The 25104-nt window shown below is 38.5% G+C and carries 23 protein-coding genes; 6 read left to right on the forward strand and 17 right to left on the reverse strand.

Going from position 1 to position 25104, the window contains the following annotated elements:
- Position 1: 1 nt before the first annotated feature.
- The 6 genes from EHQ59_RS01085 to ppk1 form a co-directional block, all read right to left on the reverse strand.
- Positions 2–1009: an efflux RND transporter periplasmic adaptor subunit gene (locus EHQ59_RS01085; protein ID WP_135617313.1), complete on the reverse strand. Its 1008-nt coding sequence runs from the start codon at positions 1007–1009 to the stop codon at positions 2–4.
- Position 1010: 1 nt separating this feature from the next.
- A complete protein-coding gene (locus tag EHQ59_RS01090; protein WP_135617314.1) occupies positions 1011–2429 on the reverse strand; it encodes a TolC family protein in 1419 nt (472 codons plus the stop codon).
- A gap of 98 nt (positions 2430–2527) precedes the next feature.
- Positions 2528–2905, reverse strand: a complete 378-nt coding sequence (locus EHQ59_RS01095; protein WP_135617315.1) for a hypothetical protein — start codon at positions 2903–2905, stop codon at positions 2528–2530.
- A gap of 257 nt (positions 2906–3162) precedes the next feature.
- Positions 3163–3504 (reverse strand): hypothetical protein, encoded by a 342-nt coding sequence (locus tag EHQ59_RS01100; RefSeq protein ID WP_135617316.1) that lies wholly within the window; start codon positions 3502–3504, stop codon positions 3163–3165.
- 109 nt (positions 3505–3613) lie between these two features.
- Positions 3614–5026 (reverse strand): FAD-binding oxidoreductase, encoded by a 1413-nt coding sequence (locus EHQ59_RS01105; protein ID WP_135617317.1) that lies wholly within the window; start codon positions 5024–5026, stop codon positions 3614–3616.
- Between the two features lie 10 nt (positions 5027–5036).
- Positions 5037–7115: a polyphosphate kinase 1 gene (gene ppk1 / locus EHQ59_RS01110; RefSeq protein ID WP_244245308.1), complete on the reverse strand. Its 2079-nt coding sequence runs from the start codon at positions 7113–7115 to the stop codon at positions 5037–5039.
- A gap of 91 nt (positions 7116–7206) precedes the next feature.
- Between ppk1 and fliD the strand changes: the two genes are divergently transcribed.
- Together fliD and EHQ59_RS01120 are read left to right on the forward strand one after the other, a co-directional pair.
- Positions 7207–9129 carry a flagellar filament capping protein FliD gene (gene fliD, locus EHQ59_RS01115; protein WP_135617319.1) on the forward strand — a complete coding sequence of 641 codons (1923 nt, stop codon included), beginning with the start codon at positions 7207–7209 and terminating at the stop codon, positions 9127–9129.
- Positions 9126–10088, forward strand: coding sequence for a hypothetical protein (locus EHQ59_RS01120; RefSeq protein WP_135617320.1), 963 nt, complete (start codon positions 9126–9128; stop codon positions 10086–10088). The genes fliD and EHQ59_RS01120 overlap by 4 nt, the downstream gene beginning before the upstream one ends.
- On the opposite strand, the gene EHQ59_RS01125 is transcribed toward EHQ59_RS01120, so the two are convergent.
- On the reverse strand, positions 10085–10300 hold the full coding sequence (locus tag EHQ59_RS01125; protein WP_135617321.1) for a hypothetical protein: 216 nt from the start codon (positions 10298–10300) through the stop codon (positions 10085–10087). The two genes, EHQ59_RS01120 and EHQ59_RS01125, sit on opposite strands and share 4 nt — an antisense overlap.
- A 93-nt stretch (positions 10301–10393) precedes the next feature.
- On the opposite strand from EHQ59_RS01125, the gene EHQ59_RS01130 reads away from it, so the two are divergent.
- Entirely contained in the window at positions 10394–11317 is a 924-nt protein-coding gene (locus EHQ59_RS01130) for an HAD family hydrolase (protein WP_135617338.1), read from the forward strand.
- Here the strand turns inward: EHQ59_RS01130 and EHQ59_RS01135 are convergent.
- On the reverse strand, positions 11291–12142 hold the full coding sequence (locus EHQ59_RS01135; RefSeq protein ID WP_135617322.1) for a class I SAM-dependent methyltransferase: 852 nt from the start codon (positions 12140–12142) through the stop codon (positions 11291–11293). The genes EHQ59_RS01130 and EHQ59_RS01135 overlap by 27 nt on opposite strands.
- Positions 12143–12252: 110 nt before the next feature.
- On the opposite strand from EHQ59_RS01135, the gene dapF reads away from it, so the two are divergent.
- The gene (dapF, locus tag EHQ59_RS01140) at positions 12253–13095 is read left to right on the forward strand and encodes a diaminopimelate epimerase (protein ID WP_135617323.1); all 843 of its coding nucleotides are present in this window, start codon (positions 12253–12255) and stop codon (positions 13093–13095) included.
- A gap of 55 nt (positions 13096–13150) precedes the next feature.
- Here dapF and EHQ59_RS01145 read toward each other — a convergent pair whose 3' ends face one another.
- The 4 genes from EHQ59_RS01145 to EHQ59_RS01160 are packed head-to-tail and all read right to left on the reverse strand — an operon-like array spanning position 13151 to position 14880.
- Positions 13151–13501, reverse strand: a complete 351-nt coding sequence (locus EHQ59_RS01145) for a HepT-like ribonuclease domain-containing protein (RefSeq protein ID WP_135617324.1) — start codon at positions 13499–13501, stop codon at positions 13151–13153.
- A complete protein-coding gene (locus tag EHQ59_RS01150; RefSeq protein ID WP_135617325.1) occupies positions 13491–13805 on the reverse strand; it encodes a nucleotidyltransferase family protein in 315 nt (104 codons plus the stop codon). Before EHQ59_RS01150 ends, EHQ59_RS01145 begins: the two co-directional genes overlap by 11 nt.
- A gap of 60 nt (positions 13806–13865) precedes the next feature.
- Entirely contained in the window at positions 13866–14588 is a 723-nt protein-coding gene (locus EHQ59_RS01155) for a lysophospholipid acyltransferase family protein (RefSeq protein WP_135617326.1), read from the reverse strand.
- A gap of 1 nt (position 14589) precedes the next feature.
- Entirely contained in the window at positions 14590–14880 is a 291-nt protein-coding gene (locus EHQ59_RS01160) for a hypothetical protein (RefSeq protein ID WP_135617339.1), read from the reverse strand.
- A 261-nt stretch (positions 14881–15141) separates the two neighbouring features.
- Between EHQ59_RS01160 and EHQ59_RS01165 the strand changes: the two genes are divergently transcribed.
- Positions 15142–15627 (forward strand): DUF4468 domain-containing protein, encoded by a 486-nt coding sequence (locus EHQ59_RS01165; protein WP_135617340.1) that lies wholly within the window; start codon positions 15142–15144, stop codon positions 15625–15627.
- A 12-nt stretch (positions 15628–15639) separates the two neighbouring features.
- On the opposite strand, the gene EHQ59_RS01170 is transcribed toward EHQ59_RS01165, so the two are convergent.
- The 5 genes from EHQ59_RS01170 to EHQ59_RS01190 form a co-directional block, all read right to left on the reverse strand.
- Complete coding sequence (locus EHQ59_RS01170) at positions 15640–15915, reverse strand: hypothetical protein (protein ID WP_244245311.1); 276 nt, start codon at positions 15913–15915, stop codon at positions 15640–15642.
- Positions 15916–15972: 57 nt separating this feature from the next.
- On the reverse strand, positions 15973–17538 hold the full coding sequence (locus tag EHQ59_RS01175) for an adenylate/guanylate cyclase domain-containing protein (RefSeq protein WP_135617328.1): 1566 nt from the start codon (positions 17536–17538) through the stop codon (positions 15973–15975).
- 19 nt (positions 17539–17557) lie between these two features.
- Positions 17558–18940 (reverse strand): MFS transporter, encoded by a 1383-nt coding sequence (locus EHQ59_RS01180; RefSeq protein ID WP_135617329.1) that lies wholly within the window; start codon positions 18938–18940, stop codon positions 17558–17560.
- A gap of 102 nt (positions 18941–19042) precedes the next feature.
- Complete coding sequence (locus EHQ59_RS01185) at positions 19043–20836, reverse strand: SpoIIE family protein phosphatase (protein WP_135617330.1); 1794 nt, start codon at positions 20834–20836, stop codon at positions 19043–19045.
- A 46-nt stretch (positions 20837–20882) separates the two neighbouring features.
- Positions 20883–23174, reverse strand: coding sequence for a SpoIIE family protein phosphatase (locus EHQ59_RS01190; RefSeq protein ID WP_135617331.1), 2292 nt, complete (start codon positions 23172–23174; stop codon positions 20883–20885).
- A 156-nt stretch (positions 23175–23330) separates the two neighbouring features.
- Between EHQ59_RS01190 and EHQ59_RS01195 the strand changes: the two genes are divergently transcribed.
- Entirely contained in the window at positions 23331–25022 is a 1692-nt protein-coding gene (locus tag EHQ59_RS01195; protein WP_135617332.1) for a methyl-accepting chemotaxis protein, read from the forward strand.
- Positions 25023–25104: the final 82 nt, after the last annotated feature.

A 25104-nucleotide genomic window follows, 5' to 3' on the forward strand; every position in this document is an offset into this window, starting at 1 on the left:
CTTAAAACCCAAAACTTAATCCTTTCAAAAGGATGGATCCTTGGATGGCTACTTTTTCACCAGGAGCTAAACCTTCGATGATATTCACACGTTCTTTGGTGGAGATACCAAGAACTACTTCTCGTCTTTTGAATGTTAAAGGTTTCTCTTCCACAAATACATAATTTTTACCTTCTACAGTGACAATTGCCGTGTAAGGTAAAACCACACTATCGCCTCCAGTTTGTTCAGGAAACTTTACGACTCCAAACATACCCGGCTTCAAACGATACTTATCGTTTACAACGATGATACGCATCTTGGCAGTTCTCGTGAGAGGGTCGACGTTATCACCAATTGCCTCAGCGGTTCCGATGAACTCTTCATCTGGAAAGGAAGCAAATACCACTTTTACTTTTTTTCCTTTTTTCAAAGTGGAGATTTGTGATTCAGGAACATCTGTGATGATCCAAGCTTTTAAACTTCCTGCCGTGCCAAGTTCACTTGGGTTTAAACCTTGTGCTCGGAGTTTCCCTTCAAATTCAGCAAGTTCGGCAGCATCATTTCCTGCATCTGTTTCCGCTTCCACTAAGTCTTTTTCAGTAGCGACTCGGTGGACAAACATATCTTTAATCCGGCTTAAGTTTTTATTGGAACGATGAACTTTGTTTTTGGCATGGACGTAACCTACATAAAGATCGTTTAACTCTGCTGATTCGAATAAGATAATACGAGCACCATTACTTACGGATGGAGAAGTGGAAGCAATGAGTCTTGCAGGTGCTTCTAAACTGACAAACTCACCACCACCACCAATTTGTGTTGATCGCACGATCTCAAGGCCTGGGCTATTGGGTTTGAATTCAATTCGTAAGCCATCATCAAACACTTCTGCTTTTTCAGGGTGTTTGTGTATTGGTTTTGCCGATTTGGAAAATACCATAAATAAAATCGCAATGACGATTAATACAACTCCTGAGATGAGTAGGATTTTTGCTTTTTGGTTTAATGATTTTAATGTGTTTAACATTTTATTCCTCTGTCCTAGGAGAAGTTTGGTTTTCGGATCTGGGGAGAAAGATACCTTTTCCCACAGCATAGTTTACATTTTCAATGGCTTCCATTCGATCTGTTTGTAGTTTTAACATTTCCACAACACTCGAACGATAGGTTTCAAAGAAGTCTGCAAACTCTAAGATTGTAATGTATTTCTTCTCATAACTCATAATCATATCTAAAGACAAACTTCCGTAATCTTTGATATACGCATCGATAAAACGTTTGTACAAAGCGTCTTTGATGCGTGCAGATTGATAGGCAACAGCTACTTCGTTTTCTACTTCTAAGATATTGTTTTTTAATTCTTGTTTGCGTACTAAAATGGCTTTTTCAGCTGCTTGGATATTCCCTTGGTTTCGATCAAAAAGTGGAACGTTTAATTGCGCAGTGACTCCCCAATAGTTTTGAAATGCAGTTCCACCTCGGTTGTAAACAGGTCCGAATGACAAATCAGGAATTGCATTCGCATATTGTAATTCTAGATTTGCCTCTTCATAACGTAATGTTTGTAAGGCTTTTTTTAGATCAGGACGATTTTCGCGAGCAATCTCTACTAAATCTTCCAGTTTGACAGTATTGGGAACAATCGCATCTAGTTGTCTTTCGCTGATCTTTGGGACAAACTCAACACGAGCATCTCTGTAAAGATCATCATTCAATAGAATTTTTAGTTCAGCTTCTTTTTCATACACTTTGATTGCTAAGTCTTCTCTCTCTTTTTTAAGAAAGAATAATAAAGCTTTAAGACGTAAGTGTTCTGCTTGTAAAAGAGCTCTTCGTTTGTAAGCAAGTTCAGAAGACTCCACAGTTTTTTCGATGGAGGCAATACTTTGGTCATAAAAAACCACAGCTTTTTTATAGAAGTAAATCGTATAAACGGTTCTTCGAAGTTTTGTGATTAACGCTCGTGTCAGATCATAAAACTCTTGTTCTGAAATTTTTGCATTCAGTTCTGCTACTTTAACACGTTTGTCTATCTTACCACCTAAGAGAAATACTTGTTGGACTTGGACAACGGATTGCCCAGAACGAGTTGTATCAAAGTATCTTTGTGTTGGTTCTGCATACACGCTTTGGTCAATTGCAATGTTTGGGTTTGCATATAAACCCGCTTGTAAGATTCCCGCTTTTTTTACATCGATTTGAAATCGAGAAGCAATTAGTAATAAATTGTTTTTCCAAAGCAGAGTCTCTGCTGTTTCTAAATCAATCTCTTTGGAATATTTTTGATCATCAGGATATAAACTAGATCCAAGGGAAGATCTCGGATTGTCATCGGTTAATTGTCTCCGAAGGGCTTCACTTGCTTGTGCGACCATTTTTTCTTCCGAAAAGAGGGAAGTCACAATCAGTAAAGATAAGTAAATACCTGTTTTGTAATAAACGTTCATAAGTTACCAGATGTTTTGAATTCTAAAAGGTTACGAATAGGGATATACCTCTCTTGTTAGGAGAGAATACTTCCGGATTCGCAAATGCCGAAAAAGGTTTAAACTGCGGAAATAGGAGGTGGTATATTGAGTAAAAGAGAAGAGAGAAGGTTTGGTATGAGTACACCAAAAGATAGTAAATCTATATAGGAAAAAATCAGATCTTCAATTAGGTCATGGTTTTTGTCTTCATTGATAAAATCTAAAAAGTCTGCACGTGACCGACTTAAGGTCGCATTGTCATCAATGGACGTGATTTGTGGAATGTCTAAATTGGAGATTTCCGTTTCTTCTAAGTATTTTGAAGAAGTTTTTTTGATATGGGGGAGACTAGCGGCAAAGTATTCGGAAACAGCTTCCGATGTATTCTCAAACGGGAAACCTATCGTTGCTACCAGTAGCAGTGCAATCAGTTTGTTTGACCAGTGTCCCGTCATAATGTCCACGAATTCCTAAATCAGTCTGTACTCAATCGATAAATCAATTTGATTCCTTGCATTTACTAATTAAGTCAACAATTTGTACTGTTTCTAGGGTAAGAGACGAAAGGATTGTTAAAAAAAAGACTGTCCAGAGATAGAAAACACTCTGGTACAGTCTGGAAAGTTTTGGCAAATGAGAAACATTTCTTTGGAAATGAATATAAAAACATCCTGTGCCCCTAACGGGACACAGGTAAAGCGGTAGAGAGGAGTTATACGGGTGGAGGTAGATTTAAGTATTGGTTGGAAAGGAGATGTGAATTCCATTCAGAGTCTTTTTGTAGGTCAGAAGTGAGTGAATTCACCCAAACTCCTGTTAGGCCTCTGCCATTCCAAGTAGTAATGTCTTCTAAATCTTTTGTGCCAGTCCCTTCTTCCGAAGCGGAATTTTGCGAAGAAAGCAAATGAGATCCTGATAATTGGGATTTGCCCGTAACACGAGAAGACTTAGCTCCACGAGTTCGGATCAGGACGTTTTCTTCCGAAAGGAAAGCACTGCCCAGAGAGAACGTAAGGAGTGAAACTCCCAGTAGTTTTGTGATCTTTCTGAACATAATTACAGTTTAGACGATCTCTGATTAAAATCTAGCATTTTTTTGGCCTTTGCTTATCAATTAAGCAGATCGACCAAAAAAAATAGAGAATTTTCTCGTCTGCCTGGATTTAGAGCACTTTTCCCGGGTTTAGGATTCCTTTCGGATCAAAAGCCAATTTGATCGCTCGCATGGTGTCCAATTCCCCTTGGGAACGTGAGAATCCTAAATAATCCTTTTTCAAAAGTCCAATTCCATGTTCTGCGGAAATCGAACCTTTGTATTTTTGGATGAGTTGGAACATCTCAGGGTCCACTTGTTTACATTGCCTGAAGAAATCGGCATCCGATAAGTCCTTTGGTTTTACGATATTGAGATGGAGGTTTCCGTCTCCGATATGTCCAAAAAGAGCGATGGCAAATCCCTGGTATTTTTTTGTGAGAAGGGCTGTCATCTCATCTAAAAATGCCTCCATATTGCGGAGTGGGAGCGAGATATCATTTTTATGGACTGTATACGCCAGAGATAAAGATTCAGAAATCCCTTCACGGTATTTCCAAAAGGTTTCGTTTTGTCTGGAGTTTTGTGCAATCGATCCATCTGTGATCAGTTCTTTTTCTGTGATGGATTCTAAGATGGAATAGAGTTTTTCTTCGTCTGTTTCTCCACTCACTTCGAATTCCATGAGCACATAGTACTTGTTAGGTGCTTGGAAGGGGTCTGGAACACCTAAGTGTTCTTTTACTTTATCCAAACAATAATCGGTTAAAAATTCAAAAGCTAATAGTGGTAAATCAAAGTTATGTGTTTCGCGAAAGATATCTAAAATATTTTTGTATTCAGGAACTGCCAAAAATATCACCCGAATGTCTTTCGGAGGTTTTGTCAGTTTCACTACAGCTTCTGTGATGATCCCAAGGGTTCCTTCTGAACCTATAAACAAATGTTTGAGATCATATCCTGTATTGTTTTTTAAGATTTCTCCGTTGAAGCGAAATACCTCTCCTTTCCCCGTAACGACAGTGAGTCCCAAAATCCAATCTCGGATCAGACCATATTGAACCACACGAACACCACCAGCATTTGTGGCAATGTTTCCTCCGATATGGCTCGAACCTGTTGCTGCAAAATCAACAGGGAAATAAAATCCTCTTTCTTCTGCTTCCTTGTGAAGATTTTTTGTAATCATCCCAGCTTGGATGTGTAAGGTGCCAAGGAATGGATCAAAATCGATCACTTGGTTCATCTTAGAAAGGGATAAAACGATTTCGCCATCTTTTGCGACAGCGCCGCCAGCGTAACCAGTTCTACCACCTGAAGGAACGATAGAGATTCCATTTTGATAAGCATAGGAAACAATAGACGCTACATCTTCAGTGGTTTCTGGAAAGACCAATATTTGGTAGTTGGGTGGATAAACTTTCGTACGATCCGTACCATATGAGTTGAATAAAGCTTCATCCATTGTGCCATCATTTTTTTGGATGACTTTTTTTTCTCCGATGAGTTTTCCTAAATCAGTTTTTGTTTTTGTAAAATCCATTTTGGTTCCTTTAGATATCAACCATATCAATTTGCGAATTCACAGCAGGATCATCATCCCCAGGTGTGAGTCTTGTGTAACTACCGTCTGATTCCAAAACACGGGCTTGTGTATTGTCCCGAAGTAGAAGTTCTAAAATCTTTCCAATTCGTTTTTTGTGTTTGTCTTGTAAGATGGGAAACATCACTTCAATTCGGCGAAGAAAGTTCCTTGGCATACAATCTGCAGAAGCCAAAAATACTTCTGGTTTTCCACCATTTTCAAAACTATAAATCCTGGAATGTTCCAAGTATCTTCCCACAATCGAACGAACGTTGATACGATCGGAAACACCTGGAATTCCTGGTCTTAAACAACAAATTCCCCTAATAATCAGGTCAATTTTGACTCCTGCTTGGGAAGCCTCATAGAGTTTTAAAATCACATCTGGATCCACGAGGGAGTTCATCTTGAAGATCACACGTGCCTGTTTTCCAACTTTTGCATTTTCTGTTTCTCTTTGGATGAGTCGTAAAAACTCTTCTTTGAGGAATGTTGGTGCCGCATAAATTCTGGAGAGTCTTGGCATCTTTCCAGAACTTGTGATGGTATTAAAAAGGATGGCTACATCTTCTGTGATTTCAGGATTTGCTGTGAACAAACTGATATCAGTATAGTATCTTGCCGTTGTGGAATTGTAGTTCCCTGTTCCGAGGTGGACATAACGATTTAGTTTATCTTCTTCCCTACGAACAATCAGTAACATCTTACAATGGATTTTAAGACCTACCACTCCGTAAACAACGTGAACACCACTGTCTTCTAGTTTTTTGGCCCAACGGATATTTCGTTCTTCATCAAACCTTGCTTTGAGTTCCACAAGGACGGTAACCTGTTTTCCATTTTCGGCTGCTTCCCCTAAGTATTGTATAATGGGAGAATCTCCAGAAGTTCTGTACAAAGTCATCTTGATCGCAAGGACCTTGGGATCTTGGCTTGCAATTTTTAACATATCCTCGATGGATTTAAAACTTTCGTATGGATGGTGGAGTAAGTGATCGTTTTTGCGAATTTCGGAAAAGATGGACTCACTTTTTTTGGCAGCGAAACCAGATTTGGGAACAGGATACGAAAACTTCAAGTGACTCGTTTTTTCGAGTCCTTGAAAAAACATCATGTCGTTTAAACTAAGTAAGGTGGGAATTTCCATGACTTGGTATTCTTCCAATTCCAAAAGTCCACGGAGTAGTTCTTTGATATGGCCTGCACCTGAGTGAACGTCCAAACGAACCGCATCTCCCCACATTCTGTTTTTTAATTCGTTTTTCATGGTGGTGAGAAGGTCACCGATGTTTTGTTCTTCATTGATGGAGATGTCCGCATCCCGCACAATTTTAAAGGTATGAATTTGTTTTACATTCATTCCATAAAACAAATCACCTAAGTGAAGTTTGATGATCTCTTCGAGTGGAAAATACCTTCTAGTATCGGACTCAGTATTTGGAGGCAATTGCAAAAATCGAGGTAAAACACTTGGCACCTGGACAATGGCAAAGAGTTCTTTGATTTTGTTTTTGTCATCATCTGAATATAGAGTGATCCCAAGATTCAAAGTACGATTGAGGATATGGGGAAAGGGATGGGATGGATCAATCGCAAGAGGAGTGAGAATGGATGAGACTTCTCGTTTGTAATAATTTTTGACAAACTGGATGTCATCTCCTGCAAGTTCGCTTGGGTCTTGAACGACTACAATTTTGTTTTCTTTGAGTTCAATTAAGATCTCATCCAAAGATTCATATTGTTTTTTAACAAATTGGCCAACTTTGGTATACAGCTCAGCAATGGTTTCGGATGTACGTTTTCCATTGAGGCTTTTTTCTTCGATCCCAGCATTTTTTAAATTGAGAAGTCCCGCCACGCGCACCATAAAAAACTCATCCAAATTGGACTCGGTGATGCATAAAAATTTAAGGCGTTCCAAGAGTGGATTTTCTTTGTCAAAGGATTCTTCGAGTACACGGTAATTGAAGTCGACCCAAGAAAGTTCGCGGTCGAAAAAGATATTTTGGTTCCCCAGTTCTATTTTTTCTATAGGGTTAGCAGTCATAATTCTAGGATTTGGGAAGGAAAAAATTCTGTAAATTCCTAATCCTTTTGTAGAATTCGACGACACTAGATTCAGAGGGATTTGGGACGATATGCCAGCATACACCATGCCGGGTCTGATGACCGGGCAAAACACAAACGATATCGTTAAAAAACTGGTCGAATTAGAACGCCGGCCCATCAAACGTTGGGAAACCGAAAATGAATATGCCAAAATGCAGATTCAGATTTGGGGAGAAGTGAAAAACCTCACAACAAACCTCCAAACGAAAACCCGTGCCCTTGTTTCCTTCACAGCTCCTTTTGCCACCAAATCGGTTTCTTCTTCCGAGGAAGGAGTGATCACTGGGGAAGCATCACGTGCTGCGAAATCGGGAAACCGAGCTCTCGAAATCATAGAAATGGCAAGTAAACACCAGTTATCTGGTGTCGAAATCGATACAGACATTCGCCTTCCTGAAGGAAGTTTTACGGTGTATTCCGGAAAATCCAAAGAGACGGTTACCTTTCCAGGGGGAGGGCTTTCCGAACTTTCGAGTGCCATTAAAAATATGGCAGGAAGTCTCATGGAAACTTCCATCATCAAAATTGACAAAGATTCTTCTATTATTACATTAACATCCGTTAAAACAGGCAGAAAAAACCAACTCCAGTTCTCCGATCCCAATGGAATATTGAAACTCGCTGGAATTGTTGGGGAAAACAAAGCCGCTTCCGAAGACACAAAACAACTGCTTTCCCTCGATGGAACAAAAGCTAAAGTTTGGGATCTCACAAAATTCAAAAAATCGGAACTGGAAACGGATAAACTGACTCAAACGGAAGAAGGAATTTTTTTAAAACCAGATACTGCTTACTCCGTTCCCATCGCTGTCACTGAAATCAAAGAACGTGCTTATCTCGAAGTAGAAGTAATTGGGGAAGCTCCCGCCGTCATGGAGATGGGGATGAGTTTTGAAAAAGAAGGAAGTGTTCGTAATAAATTCCTTCCCATAAGCAAAACTGAATCCAAATACATTTTCCAAGCGGGTGATTTTGCCAGTGATAAAAATCTCACTGGGATCATTCTCTCAAACGCTGCCACAACCCCGATTCAAATCAAATCGGTAACACTTGTCACACCACAAGCACCAGGAACTGCTGAACCTTTAAAAGTATTACAAGAAGCAAAAGATCTTAAAATCAAAATTGATGGTGTTGAGATCACTCGCGAAACCAATGATGGGATCGCAGATGTTTTAGAAGGAATCTCATTTAATGTTCATAAGGTGACAGAAGAACCTGTTACGTTAAAAATCCATGTAGACCATGCCAAAGGTTCTGCCCTTATCAAAGAATGGGTGGATGCGTATAATGAGCTCATGAAGTTTTCTAAAGAAATTACGTCCGTGGAAAAAAATGGAAAAATTTCTGACAAAAAAGAAAGTGATGATTCCAAAGCAGCAGATATCTCTCGTGATTTTTGGGATAATAAATCCAAATCGGGTCTTCTTGCTGGTGAAAACTCAATTCTACGCCTCATCGCTTCTTTAAAAACCACTGCGAATTCTTATTATCCTGCCACAAAGGAAAATGGATTTCGTGTTTTGACAGACATTGGAATTTCCACAGGTGCTGTAGGATCCAACTGGGAAAAAATCCAAGATGGTTTGTTACAAATTGACCAAGAAAAACTCATCGCTGTGTTGTCTGAAAATCCAGATGGAGTTCGGGATTTGTTTGCCTCCGATCCAAATAACGATGCAAAGATGGAAGAAGGGGTTGGAATACGACTACTCGAAATCTTAAAACCGTATAACCAATATGCATCGGGGATTGTCACAAGTAAGGTAAAACTTTTAGAAGAAAGTGTTGCCGGGAATAATAAAAAAATCAAAGAACATGAGTCACATCTCATTAGTTTTGAATCCAAATTAAAACAAAGATTTCTCTACATGGAACAAGGTGTGGGGAAAAACAAATCAGTTGGAAATTACTTACAAAATAACATGCCTAGAGGGAACGGTGGAGATTGATGAACATTTATATCAACGAACAACAATTAGATACTAAATTGGATGGAGAAACGAACCTCGGCCAAGTGTTTGATCAAATTCAAAAATGGATTGAATCCAATGGTAAATACTTACGTCATTTCACTGTAAACGGACAGGAATTCAATCGTTCCGATCTCGATTCTCTTGGGATTGAGGAAACAGAACGTTTGGATTTATATGTTGGAGAAGAATTAGATGTCATCGAAGATAGTCTTGTCGAAGTAGACAATTACGTAGACAAAGTGGGTAGCACTCTTGTGGGCCGTGATTCTCTGACGGAAAAAGAATCTGAAGATTTAAAAGAAGGAATCCCTTGGATCATTTCCATGATTCGCACGACCACAAAACTTCTCAATCTCAACCTAAACCTCATCCAACCGATGGGGAAAGGCAAAAACGTAGAAGAAATCCTCGAATCTTTACACAACGGATCCTTGGTTTTAGATTCCACAAAAGCAATCGAAACTTTCTTAGAAGACCTTCGTGATGTAAAATTGTTTTTGATGGACCTTAGCACAAGGCTTGCCGTGATGCGTTTGGATGAATCAGAACTCATTGAAATCATTTCCAAATTTGTGGACCAAAAAGATAAAGTGATCAAAGACTTTATGTTAGTGAACGAAAACTTCCAATCAGGAAAAGATCATTTGGCTTCTGAGATATTAAATGACGCGGTCGGTCGTTTAACAGGGCTTATGTCGGCACTGGTTTCCATCCAAACTCGTCATACGGAACTAGATTGGCAAGAATTGTCCTTCGAAGACAAAAAACTTCCCGATTTGGTAGGCCAATTGAATGTGACACTTTCCAATATTGCATCTGCAATGGAAAAAAATGATATTGTATATGCGGGTGATATTTTGGAATACGAACTTCCTGAAATTTTAGAGTCTTTAGTTCCTTTCCTTTCACTAGTTTTAGAAAAAGTAACTGTTTAGAGTTTTTCTTTGGAAGGGAATTGGTTGGAAAACCAGTTCCCGAGTCCAAAGAGGATTCCCACACCAAACACCACTGCTCCCCAAATCAAATTGAGATTCCAACCTAGGGATTTTGCATACATAGGATCCCCCTCCGTGACATACCCATAACCGATGAGGATAGAACCGAGTAGGAGAAACAAAATGGCGAGGATAAAAGATAAAGAAATCATCCCACGATCCTAACTAAACTTTCAGAACAAGACAAGCCATAATTCCAAACCAAACCGTTGACAGAAGGAAATGTTTCCGTTTCTCTTTCCGTAATGGCTTTATTTTTAGATTTAGACAATACCATTTTGCCATCCAAAGAAGCATATGCCTATGCAATCGCAGAATGTGCCAAGGATTGGGAAGAGCGAAAGTTAGGTGGAAGTTTCTTAGAGTTGTATGAAGCCGCAAGAAAACAGGTGAAGTCACAACTCAAACACCATAGTTCGAATCGCTTGCGATTGTTATGTTTTAAATTGGTTTGGGAGAAGTTACATCAGTTAGGAAAAAGTTCTTTATCCTTTCCAAACGCTTCAGAAGTTTCAAACAATGGGAATTTGAGCTCAGGTATCCAAACCCAAGACATCCAGGATATCCTTTGGATGGAAGAACGGTATTATTTTCATTTTCTCTCGTATTATGCAGAAGAAAAAAAGAAAGAGAACTATCAAAAACATTTATTTCCTCTTTTGGTTTCTCTCTCGAAAGAATTTCCGATTTATCTAACAACAAATGAAACCCTTCGCACGCAGTTATTAAAAGTCCAAGGATTTTTACCAGAAGAGTTTGGGTTCACACTCATCACATCCGAAGAAGTGGGGTTTGAAAAACCAACCAAAGAGTTTTTTCAGTATGTGATGAAAAAAGCAAACGAAGATCCAAAGGATTGTATTTTACTCGGAGACAATTGGGAAGATGATATTCTCGGTGCAAGTTCTCATGGAATTGCTTGCATCCATATTCCGGACATGTGGGGAGATGGCGATGAGGTGAATCTTTTGAGTGGAGGTGAATCAGATTCAATTGAAAAGGATCAGAATTCACATCCAAAGCCGAAGAGTGAGGTGCTAGATGTCAATTCCAATCCAAATCAGAAAGATTTAAAACCAAATGCCCATCCGAATTCAATTTGGAGGGCATCCAATATCCTTGCCGGCCTAACCTATGCTAAGTCATGGCTTCTTCAGCGTCAAAAATAGAGTGTTGTTCCAATTGATGGTTTTGAAACTGAGTGCAAACACAAGTTTGGTGAAAAAATAATACGCCAGTTTTACGTAGACGGCAAGTTTACTTTTACTTCCTGATACAGAAAGGATTGGCATTAGCACTTTGTATTCTGGCTTTGTGAATCCACATTGTTTGCCAAGTTCTGCGAGAGTTGCCATTTTGTAATTGTTCACATGATCTTTGGCTTCTAAGTAATGCACACCTTCTTTCATTCCTTTTAACTTCACCTTGAGATTGGCTTTTGTCAATTGGATCGGGAAATTGGGAGTTTGCAAAAATAATACCCCACCAGGTTTTAGAAGTCCATGTAAGTAGGTAAGAAGGGAATGTGGTTTGGGAATGTGTTCGATGACATCCCATAGAGTGATGATATCAAAACTTTCTTTTGGTAATTTGGAATCTTGTACTAGGCCTGCATACACAGTCTTCATTCCATTTTGTTCGTTGGCAAACTTCACTGCTTGTTTGGAGATTTCATACCCAACAGCCGTCCAACCAGGTTTTTGTGTGAGGACAGCTTTGACAAAAAAACCAAGCCCACAACCTACATCTAAAAGATTTCCTTTGGATTCTCCCAGATAGGTTTTGATGAAGTCGGCATATACGGCTCTGTGGGCATTGTCCCACCATTCCAAATCATACGTTTGTTCTGCGCCGTCCCAGTATCCTTCGTAGTGTTCTTCTTGTTCGTAAGAAGAATAGACATGGCCACAATTTTGGCATTCCAAAATGGGAGTTCCATTTTCATTAAAAACAGTTTTGGATTCGGTCGATTGGCAAAGGATACAAGAATTCATGTTCGATACTCTCAGTCTAATCCTTGGGAACAAGGGTCAAACTAAAAAACCTTGATAGAACTTGCCAACTAGAGTGCTCAAAAAATCATTGGGTGATAAGAGAGGAACCGATGAGAATCAACTTCACCAAAATGGAAGGGATCGGAAACGACTACGTATACATTGATGCTACGAAAAACGACATCCGACTCACACCAGAACAAATCCAAAAACTATCCGACCGCAATTTTGGAATCGGTGGCGATGGAGTGATTTTCATCCGCAATTCAAACTCTGGTGAATTCCAAATGGACATGTACAATTCCGATGGAAGTTCCTCTGAGATGTGTGGCAACGGAGTTCGTTGTGTGGGAAAATTTGTGTATGACCACGGCCTTACCAAAAACCAAAAACCAACCATCGAAACAGGAAAAGGAGTCCTCACCTTAGATTTAAAAACAGGAACGAATGGCAAAGTGGAAATGGTCACTGTGGATATGGGAGAACCCATCCTCAAACCAAGTCTTGTGCCCATCGTTTGGCCAGGGGAAGACCCTGTGATCAACCAAGAGATCGAGGTCCAAGGAAAAAAATATCGTTTTACTGCTGTTAGTATGGGAAACCCACATTGTGTGATTTATGTGGATGATGCCGATGCCTTTCCTGTGAGAGAAATTGGACCCATCATTGAAAACCATCCACTTTTCCCAAGACGAGTGAATGTGGAATTTGTATCAGTCAGGGGAAAAGACCATCTTTACCAAAGGACTTGGGAGAGAGGAACAGGAGAAACCTTAGCCTGCGGAACGGGGGCTTGTGCTGTGACTGTATCTTCCATCTTGAATGGCAAAACCGGACGATCTGTACGCATTGACCTAAGAGGGGGAACCCTTCATGTGGAATGGAAAGAAAATGGTTCTGTGATGATGACAGGTCCTGCGAAAGAAGTGTTTTCGGGAGAAGTAGAAATCTAGGGAAAAGAAATCAACAAGTCAAAGTTGGATGGCTGTTGTAATCCGCATCCGTATTTCAGTCAAAAAGTGTTTTTTCTTTTTGTAAAATTTCATTAATTTGTCTTTCTAGTATTGGGATTTTGTTCTTAACAAGATCCCAAACAATTTCGTAATCTACAATAAAATAACCATGGATTAAATGATTCCTAGTTGCTGAAAATTTCCGCCACTCAGGTTTATTATATTTTTTCTTAAAATCATCCGAGAGTTTGTTAGAGGCTTCGCCGATGATTTCAATACTTCGGACAAAGGCGCGTTTCAATACATTATCTTCTAGAAATAGAGATTCATTCGTATTTGTTAGTGCATCTTTGATGAATAAAATTTCATTATAAATATGTTTGATATAATCAATATCAGACTTCAATTAGGATAGACTCACTTTCTACAGAATTTTTAAGAGAGCCCGAGATAGAATCAGTGGTTAGCAGATCTACTTTCACTTGAAAAAGGTCTTCTAATAGAAAAGTTAGTCCTATGAAATTATCAAAATTTTTCATTCCAGGTTTAAATTTTACCAGAAAATCTATATCACTATTTTGATTGGCTTCATTTCTTGCAACAGATCCAAAAAGATGCATAGACTCAACACCTAGGGATTCCAATTCCTGTTTGTGATTTTTTAAGGAATTTTGAATCATGTTTGAATCTAAAAATTCAACCGTTTTCATGTTTTAAAAATGATAGAAATTTAAGTAATTGTCAAGCGATTGAACCCATCTGAGTTTTGGTTACTTTTTCAAATAGTCTACTTTCTGTAATTCACCCATGCGCCGTTTTGTTTCTTCCGAAACGGCCACCATACCCTTGTCAAGCGGTAGGTGAGCATAGTTCTCATACTTAATCACTTCTCCAAAGACCACATTGATCTTTTTATACACCACTCTTCGTTTGATGTCACATACTTCTTTGGGCATTCCCATAAAGGCGCGCACTAACGGTGGGATTGGATAATCGGTGATGGTTTCTTCTTCGGGGATGATGACAGACGGCAAAATATCTACTTTGTTACGCAAACTAAAAGCAGCAAACCCAGAGTGGAAATTAGCAAGGGGAGCAGAGAAATCATTTTTCACCATGTAGTCATGGCCTTCTGGAAAAATCCCAAGTACGTCCCCGTTTTTAAAAACCTGTTGTACCTTTTTGATACTTGCCATGGAAATGTTTCCATCAATGGCCATGGGAATGGTTCCTGTTTTTTCCACGAAGTCTTTGAAAAGAGGAATCCTCGTTGTGTATTCAGCGGCGATCCAAGAGATAAATCTAGGAAACACAGAACCAATCACAAAGGGATCCATATCACTTCTATGGTTACATGTGAGGATGAGTTTCCCTGTTGGAACGATATTATGGTATCCGTAAACCGTTGTGTTCACAGCCAAATTGAAAAACGGAGTGACAAACTTTTTGATGTTCTCGACGTTTTTTTTGACTTGGTCTACGGTATTTTCCATTTCAATCTCCTAAAATTTTTTGCCACCAAGATTTGGTGACAGTGCCACTGCTTGGTTTTCTTGGCTCTGCATTTGGATTCTCACCACCGGCCTCTCTTGGGTCATTTGTGGGAGCATTGGGCAGGCGTCGTTTCCCTGAGTGGGGACTCGGAACAGTGCGTTTGATCTCCTCCAATTCTTTTTGGGCAGAAGCATTGGACTTAATAAAGGCGCGGATTTCATCCCATTGGGGATCAAAATCATTTCCATACATGGCATAATTCATTAGATCAATACGATCAAAATCGGGCATGTTCAAGATTGAAAGTGATGCCCGAACAAATTCAATCCAATTTTTATTTGGGCACTCCAGAATGAGGGAGGCCAATTCCGAAAATAATAAAGTGAGAGATAGAATCGAGTCCAAGAGACATAAGATCAAAAAAACAAACCAGAACACATCCCCATTGCCTAAAAACGTGATTCCCTTTCCGGTCCAACCGAATAAGGAGAAAATTTTCCACTTATGTGAAGATTTGTTTTGCGAACCGAACGAGGGAAAAGAAGCTTAGAGATGATGCACAAACGAATCTTGCTTTTATTATTCTTTTTCCTATTGTTCCAAAATTCCATGTGTTTGAAGCTTTGGATTGTTTCCTCGAAAATGCGCACCACAGAGGATGCACGAGACAACAAATCCTACCAAAAAACGAGAAGTTATCTCAAGGCCAAACAATGGTTGGAATACAAACTAGATCCTGAAGTTTCCAAAATTGAATTTGAAAACCAAGAGATGGGGGAACTTCGAGGGATTGGTCTCATCAAATGTTACGTTCCCTATGGAATTGGGGAAGTGGACGCAAATGAACACGAATTTGAATATGTGGTGAAGATACGTGATGGTCATGCAGAGATGCAGATCAATAAAATCTTTTCGTTTATCCGAGATCCCAATGACATCATTTTGAATTATGGCCCAAAAAATGAAAAAGTAGCCAAGGTAACCATTCGGTCTTGTTTTCGGCCACTGCTCGATGACTTCTTCGAGTTTATTAAATAAAGAAAGTTTGGATTAGTAACCGAGAGGGTTGCCCACAGTGGAACCCGTGGAACCAAAGGTATTGGTTCCTGTAGGGGAATCGGTAAGGCCATAGTAGTTTAGGTTTTGGTTTCCACTTTGTGTGGACGAGTTTGGCGATGAAGATTGAGAGGAGTTTGATTGCGAATTGGCATTCGAATACCCATCATCTTTCAGTAGGTCTAATATATCCTCTGTGCTCACCAACTTGATTTCGTTACACGAAAAAAATGACACACATAGGATGGAAAGACCAATTACCAATTTCATAATCACCAATTTACTGGTTTGGAAAAAAGGATTCAACCCTTTATTACGGATTCTTTTTTAAGTAATCACATAAGAGAAGACGGTTTCTTTGGATTCTCTCCCTTTGAGTTCAAATTCCCCTTCTGGCAACAAACGTGATTTGATATTCTCTGGTAAAGACTTGGCCGTATTTTCTGTGATGAGAAGGTTTTTTTGGAGTCCTTTACACAATCCTTCGACACGGGAAGCTGTATTGACTGTATCACCAATTACAGTAAACTCCATACGGTTCGTGGAACCAATATTTCCTACTAGTAAACTTCCTGTGTGAATCCCAATTCCCATTTTGAGTTCTGTTAAACCTTCGTTTAAAAATTGTTTGTTTAACTCATCTAAATTCTTTTGCATCTCGAGCGCAGTGTGTACAGCTTTTTCAGCATGATTGACCATGGGAATGGGAGTTCCGAATACAGCGAGAATTGCATCTCCAATGAATTTATTGATAAAACCACCGTGCATTTCGATGGCATTACTCATTTCTTGGAAGTAACGATTGAGGATGTATAACACTTCTTCTGGAGTCCGTTTTTCCGATAATTTGGTAAAATCACGTAAGTCAGAAAAAAGAATTGTGGCATCAACCACTTTTCCACCTAGGCTATGTTCGTTGGATAAAAGATAATCTCTGATTCTTGGATCAACGATCCGACCAAAGGTATCTTTGATACGTTCTCGTTCTGCAAGCCCTTCCGCCATTTCGTTGACTGCGTCCCCTAAAAGTCCAAGTTCATCGGAACTAAAAATGGTGACCCTTGTATCAAACTTTTGTTCTTTGATGAGTTCTGTTGCCGATTCGATTTGGTTAAGAGGATGTTGTAAACTGATGGCAAAGGTAACAGAGAACAAAAAGGAAAAAAACAACATAATGGCAATCACTTCAAATAATACATCTGTGTGAATGAGAGTATGTAATTGGAACAAATTTTGATTGGTTCTTTGTAAAAGACCAAATATAAGTAAGATGATAGGAAATAAAGTAGAGGCAGTCCAAAAAATAATTTGTTTGGTAACGATGGAAAATTGTTTTCCTTTCGCATACTTTCCAAGTCCACCCATAGGAAATACATTGGGAATGATCAAAGTTTTGTTTAAATAGTTGGTAGTGGCATAGGAAAATGCAAACGCAAATAATCCCCAAAAGCCAAACAAAATGGTTACAGTTAAAAGACTTTGTGGAGGTGCATCGGGAAACAAAGTATCAATGCGAAGGACGGATAAAATCGTAGAAAGTTCCCATCCTACAAATCCAAACAAACTGATGATCATTGGAGAATGAACAATTCGGTATCTTGCTTTTTCTTCTGAGAGAAAATTACATTTCTCTTTTTTGAAAAGATAATTGGCAACAGGTGTACTATAAAATAATAAAATCGCTGTGATGATCGGAAATGGTCCCCAGGTTAACGCAAATAAGGTGAAATCGTTTGTGGTGCGTGTGGCTTCAAACAAAACCAAAAACTTGTCTGGTAAAAATGCGGTACTCGTGTAGTTTGCAAAAATTAAGGTAAAAAAACAAGCCGAGAAGGGTACGATGAAATAAATGCATAAAAAGGCAAATAATTGAACCTTTCGATTTTGTCTCATAGACTTCAATTGTTACGTATCAAATTAAGTTTTTCAAGGTTCTTTTTGTTAGGATTCTTTGGACTTGGATGTGTTTTGCATCTGTCAAAGGGAAAAACAAAAAGATTAGGGAACCTAAGATAAAGAAAAACCCTACACCTGGACCAAAAATCATGGCAAGCCGAAACCCAACTTCTTGGGACTGAGTGATGAGTCCATTTTGGAATCCAATGATATCGAGTAAAAAACCAGTGATGGCAATTCCGAAGGCTTGTGAAAACTTAACCCCCATTTTCCAAATTCCAAAATAGAGACCTTCTCGTTTTTCTCCAGTTTTGAATTCGTCATAGTCCACTACGTCTGTTAAGATGGAGTCCATAATCAAAATGGAACCAGCAAAGATCCCACCAAAAAATGCCGCGATGAGTGGAGGTCTTAGTTCTCCATAGGGAAACAAAGGATAGGCGATGACGGTAAGAACACCGAGTCCAAAGACTCCTAAAAATGCAGGGATTTTTCTCCCGATTTTTTTGGAGATCCATACCCAAAATCCAATGGATAACATGAGTACGAGAAAAAATGGTAAAAGGATATTGATGACCACTTGTGATTCTTTGAGACCCAATCGGTATTCATAATAATACAGTGCAATTGCCGAGTTAAATGTTCTACCGATTGTTGCGATGACAAAGGCAAATAGTAAAATGAGAAACATTTTGTTTTTAAAAACAGAACCAAAGGATTGAAAGAAAGGGAGTTGTTTGGATTTGTCTGTTTGGATGTTATCCCTTCCTCTTGTGACCCAAAATGTGATGACAGAAGAAACTAAAATCACAAGGGAAACAATTTCACCCGCTATGGTGCGCGATGTGATGATATTTTCCTTTGCACTTTCGTCACCTAGCGATTGTAAGATTGCTGCTGGAACAATCATTCCAATGAGCATCCCAATATTACTAAAAAACAATCTCCAACCAAAAACAGCTGTGCGTTCGTTTCGTTCAAAACTCAGTTCTCCACCAAGTGCGATATGAGGCACGGAGATAATGGTCATGGCTGTGTTTACCAAAAGATAAACACTGAGTAGGTAAACAAACTTCCCTAATTGGGAAGCGATTTCTGGAGGGGAAAAAAGTAAGAGCACAGACAATGATAAAAGAATGCCACCGATGAAAATATACGGACGCCTGCGACCAAACCGGGACCTCGTATGGTCGGAAATCCTACCCATCAGTGGATCACTAATCGCATCCCAAATGACGGAAATGGAAAGGGCAATCCCGGCTAAACTAGAATTCAATCCAACAATCTCTGTGTAGAATTTTAAAAGATAAATTTGAGTGAAAAGTTGAACGGCTGTTATACCGGTTTCAGCCATTCCGTATCCCATTTTGACGGGAGTTTTAAGTTTTGTTTGGTTCATTCCTTGTTCCATGTATTGGACGGTTTTTGTCCAAACAATTGGGAAATAAATTGGTCTTTCGGTAGGAAGGGATTCAAAGCTTTGAATCAAATCAAGTTTTGTTCATTTTGAATCGTAAGTGATTCGAATGATGGAAATATCATCGATCACTTGGCCCAAGGAATCAATTTCTTGGATGATGGATTCTAAATTACCTTTGGTTTTCTCGACAATTTCTAGGAAATTTTCGTCTTCCGATAAAACCTCCCATTCTCCATCCCGGTTTTTGGAGAGAAGGTCATCTTTGCCATCCGAACCAATCAGTAACACGTCCTGAGGTAACAATTGGAACTCGTTCACTTCCTTCGGAGAATTGGCTCCGAGGGTTCCTAATTTTCGGTAAGAGACTGTAGGAAACAAATAGTTCGCCTTTCCCTTGCGAAACAAAACGATCATTGGATGTTCTGCATTCAAAAAGTAAAGTTTGCCTGTTTCTTCTGCAATCAAACCGAAACTCAAGGAAACGAGCATTGTCCCATCAAAGGTTTCAAAAATGAATTGGAGTTCCTGAAAAATGGATTTAAGCCATTCTTCTGGATTTAGGTTTTGAAATCTCGCATCAGTTTTTGTCCTTTGTACGATGGATTGAAACACAGATCCAAATACGAGAGCCCCACCTGCTCCTTGCATGGATTTACCCATCGCGTCCGCGTTAACAAATAAAAGGTATTTCTGTCCTTTTAGTTGGATGCTATGAGAGATGTTGATGTCCCCACCAATTTCATATTTTCTGTTTTTGTATTCGAAGGATTTTTTTTGTCTGAGAAAATGATCTACATGGAATTGTTTACTCGAGATGTCTTTGATGACAAAGGGATTCAAAAGTTGATAAATGAGAAAATAATCTCCATCTTGTTGCACCTTTAATTTACTGATATCAAGCAGGGATTGATTTAATTCATCTGTTCTTACATTGACTTTTTCTTCGAGACCTTCGTTTAAGTCACGAATTTCCTGATACATGTTTTTTAAAGTTCCAATCACCGAATTTAGGTAAAATGCTTGTTTGGCGAAGTCGTCACTTGATTTTGGATTTACGACTACATTAAAATTTCCTTTAGCTAATTCACCAAGTGATCGACTTGTTTCATTTAAACCTTCATTCACTGATTTGGCAACAACGTAAGAACAAACCACAAGTGGAATAATGAAGATAAAAGAAACTGTTACAATGGGAATCATCGGATCCTCGACAGCAATCTCACCAGTAGCCAAAGAATATAAAATATAGGAAAAAATCACGAAAGGTAGTGCCGCCAAACTAAAAAAGGCGACAAGGATCCGTGTGAAATAATTGAACTTGGGAATATCTTTTTCCTGTAATTCCACATTTTGGAATTGAGGTAAGTCAAACAAACTTCTGATAGAGTTTTCCGTAATAAAATAATAAGTGACAAAGGAAATGGGAGCGATCATTACAAAGGTAAAAATCGCAGACCTGGCAACAGAAGGTGTGTATTCGACTATATAAAAGAATAACAAACTAATGGGTATCACGCCAGATAACCATCGTATAACGATGATAATCGCTTCGACCAAGGGGTAACGAAAGAGTAGAATTTTTACTGATTTTGCATAGGTCAATTCTTCGTTAGAAAGTGATGGGCTGCTAGTGTTTGGAAGTTTCATTCGTTCGATTTTGGCAAATAGATACTTTAACAGTAGATGGCGAATGAAAGTGCCAAGCAGTCCAATTCCAGTTGCAAATACGAGACATAAAGCGATAAAGATTTTCCAATGATTCGGTTCCATCTTTTGGGTGATGATGGCATAATACACGGCAAATGGCACAGGTACAGTATGGGTAAATGCTTCTAGTTTGAATGTCAGATCCCAAAATAATGATTTTCGATTCATGTCTGTGCCCAAAAAGATTCCATAAAACGATACTATAGGATTTATTTTAAAGCAAGAGATTCGGAAATTTTAATACCAGAATTTGTTTCCATTTTTTCGTTCTTTCCCGTTCTTCTGGGTAAAGCGTTTCCCTTTCGGAAAGAATTTCTTTAGCTCTTTGCACATTGTCTTTTTCCAAATACAACCTGATGAGATGAAAAGTGTTTTTAGTCGCTTTTGGTTCCCGTAGTCGAATGCGTTCTGAAATTTCTATGGCTTGATCGAGTTTGCCTGCTTTACGTAATAAAATAGAACCTAGTTCCATAAAACCAATGTCATATGGATGGCTTTCCAAATACACTTGTGCGTGTTCAATTGCTATAGAATATTCTTTTCTTTTGAAATGGAGTTTGGCCAATAATTTGTGAAATCGTTTGTTGGTGATGGGTTGGCTTAGAATTTGTTTTTGAAGTGAATCAATCGCTGCATCGATATTGCCCACTTCCACTAGTTTTTTGGCTGTTTGATAGGATTTGGAAAAATCGCTGTTTGGAATTTGGTTTTCCAGTCCTTTGTAAAACACACGAATGAGCGATAAATCGTCTGTGATTTCTCCATTTTTCGTAAGAACTTGAAAAATCGTTTCTAATTCACCTTTTCCTTGTTCTACGTAGGACAAAATTAAATTTTCGTCTTGGTTAATTTGTCTATGGTTGGACTCACTTTGTTCGCTGAATAATAATAAATCGTCACGACCATCCGATCCACTGATGATAATATCTCCTGGTAACAATCGGAATGTTTTGATAAAAATTCCTGTGTTTAAACCTTTGGTTCCAAGTTTACGATAACTCAATTCGTTTTCTATAAAACTTGCTTTGTCATCGCGGTATAAAATGAGCCAAGGGTGTTCGGCATTGATAAAGTATAAAAATCCAGTAGATTCTTCGATCAGGCCAATTACAAGGGAAACGAGCATACTTCCGTCAAAACCTTCAAAGATTTTGTGCATTTCGATGAAGGCATTTTTTAGCCATCGTTCCGGGGATTGGTTGTAAGTATTGGAAGATAAGTTGGTACGTTCGATGATGGATTGGAATACGGCACCTAACACGAGTGCACCACCAGCTCCTTGCATGGATTTTCCCATGGCATCAGAATTCACAAAAACAGAGAATTTTTTCCCTTGTAAAACTACATTATGAGCGATGTTTAAATCCCCACCGATTTCATATTCTTTTCCTTTGAAATCAAATTTCTTTTTTTGTTTTAAGAAAAAATCAATGGATATAATGTCACTATTCACTTGGTTTTTCCCAAGTGGTTTGAGGAGTAAGTGTGTTAAAAAATAATCGCCATCTTGTTGGAATTTGAGTTTATTTACTTCCTCTAATGAGTTTTCTAGCTCCAAAGTTCTTTCTTTCACTTTACTTTCTAAACCAACATTGAGTGTAAAAATCTCAGTATACATGGTATTGAGTTGTTGGATCACTCGATTGAGATGAAAGGACTGTTGACCAAAATCATCACCAGAAGAGGGCATTGACACGACTGAAAAATTTCCTTTGGACAATTCGTCTAAAATATGACTCGTTTCGCTTAATCCTTGTCTAACGGCCTTTGCTACTAAGTAAGCAACAAACACGAGTGGGAAAATAAAAATGATTCCGATGATGGCAACTTGTAAGGAAGGATTTTGTACATTTAAATTTCCATTGGCACTCGAAATTAACATATATCCCAAAACAGTGACAGGTAAAGCCGCCAATGCAAAAAAGGAGATCAGGATCCGTTTGAAGTAATCAAATTTGGGAATTTCGTTTGGTTCGATGGCGATCGGACGGATCAAAGGAAGTTTGAATAAATTTCGAAATGCATTTTCCGTTATAAAATAATACGCTACAAATGAAATCGGTGGAATCATGATCATATATAAAATGAAAGTTGTCCATAAGGTTGGTCGATACAAATCAAAGATCGGTGTCACTGAAAATATGAGTCCAACACCAACGATCCAACGTAATATGATAATGAATCCTTCGTAAAAAGGATAACGGTATAAAAATAGTTTTAGTTCTTTTGCTTTCGCTTTGGAACCAATCGAATAAGAATCTCTCGTTTTTTCAGTTTGTAAGATTTCAAATTGAAGGGATATTTTTTTTAAAATAAGATAACGCCACAAACATCCACCAAGTACCATAAGAGTACCACTCGTGACGCAAATCAAAAGGAATAACAGCCATTCGCTGGCACTATACTCTTGCGTAATAGAAGCCAAATAAATCGCAAAAGGAACTGGAACTAAATGAGTAAATGCTTCTAAGCGAATGGTAAGTGGTAAAAATATAGTTTTAAACATGAAGATTTTGAAATATCGTAGGTGATTTTAAGAGAAACGAACAAATGTCAAGTCATAGAATGTGAATCGTTTTGAATTCAATTCTATTTTGCTTGCATCTTACGGGCTTACCCTAAATACTTTCTTTCATCTCCCTAATATCGGTACCAATTTCGCATGCGTAAGAATTTGCCCATCACCAATCATGAAGTGGAATTCCAAGAAGGAACCAAAATCACTTCCAAAACTGACTTAAAAGGGATCATCACGTATGTTAATGAAGACTTCTTGAAAATTAGTGGATTTACGCAGGAAGAACTGATTGGGCAACCACACAATTTAATCCGCCACCCAGAGATGCCACGGGAAGCCTTTCGTGACCTTTGGGAAACAGTCAAAAAACAAAATTCATGGGTAGGTCTTGTCAAAAATCGATGCAAAAATGGGGACTATTATTGGGTTGATGCCAATGTATCACCCATTTATGAAGATGGAAAACATATCGGTTACATGTCGGTTCGCACAAAAGCATCAAAGGAACAGATCCAAAACGCAGAAATCCTATATGCAAAAATGAATTCGGGGAAATGGTCTGGTTCTCTCCAACCTAAGTTTTTATCAGGTTTATCTTCTCAAAGTATATATTTAATACAAACATTTGTTAGCCTCATTACATTAATTCTTTTTACTTGTTTGAGTGTGATCGATTTTGGTTTGTCTTCCAAGGTTTTTGTTTTTGGATTTGGTTTTTTACTTTTTTCTGCGACAACGATGTTTGGGTTTTGGAAAATTAGAAAGAATCGCCATTCCTTTTTACTAGTCATAAAATATTTAAAGAACTTATACCAAGGACATTTGAAGTTTGATGTTCAATTGGAGAATGGCGGAGATTACGCTGAAGTTTTACAACTGATCCAAAAAACACAGTTTGAATTTCGTGGAATGATTTCTCAACTCATCGGAAATGCTGAAATTGTGAAAACCCAAATTAAGGGACTCACAAAAGCTGTGGAACATATCCATGTTGCTTTTAATGAATTGTCTCTTGCGATGCATTCCCTTGCAGATTCTAGTAATGTGACACGTGAAAGTTCTGAAAGTATTTTTCACCAAATGGACGCTCTTAACCACCTAATCTTAAGTATACGATCTGAATCTCAAGCAGTCAAATTAGAATCAACTCTTGCTCATCAAATTGCCATGGAAGGGAAAAACCGTTCAGACAATGCCATGGCACAGTTTTTTAAAGCCAAAAATCAAATTTTTAAAACTTCAGAATCCATCAAAGATTTGGGAGAAAAAACAAAAGCCATTCGTAAAATCACAGAAACCATCGCCGCCATCTCTGAAAAAACCAATTTACTTTCTTTAAACGCATCCATTGAATCAGCAAGAGCAGGCGATGCAGGAAAAGGATTTGCTGTTGTTGCGGGTGAAGTTGGACTTCTTGCAGAACAATCCAAAAAATCTGCCAAAGAGATTTCTGTATTTATCAGTGAACTTACTTCCAAAATCTTACAAACCGTTACCGATATTGAAGAAGGTTTAACAGAAGTAAAATTGGGATCAAATGAATTTGAAACGGTCCAAGCCGAGATGGAAAAAATCTTAACAAACTCAGAAGGCACAAAAGCAAGTTCGGAAAAGATCAGTGGTTCTACCGAAGGCACACAGGAAAAATCTTCCTTGGTGTTACGAAATATGGAAAACATCCAAAATCAATTGACCCATACATCTACGATTGTGGAAGAATTATCAGCAGCTGCCAACGAACAAAAGCAGACGGTCGCTGCCATCGAGGCGTCTATTACTAATTTAGAAAAAGTAGCAGACCGGCTAGATTCGGTTGCCTTCCGATTTCAGTTTTAATAAATAAAAAACCCAAAGTTGCCTTTGGGTTCATGGATACAACATTCAGTTTGTATTCGATTAAATTAAGGTTTGTTTGTCC

Source organism: Leptospira kemamanensis (assembly GCF_004769665.1).
In the GTDB taxonomy this organism is placed as follows: Bacteria; Spirochaetota; Leptospiria; order Leptospirales; family Leptospiraceae; genus Leptospira_A; species Leptospira_A kemamanensis.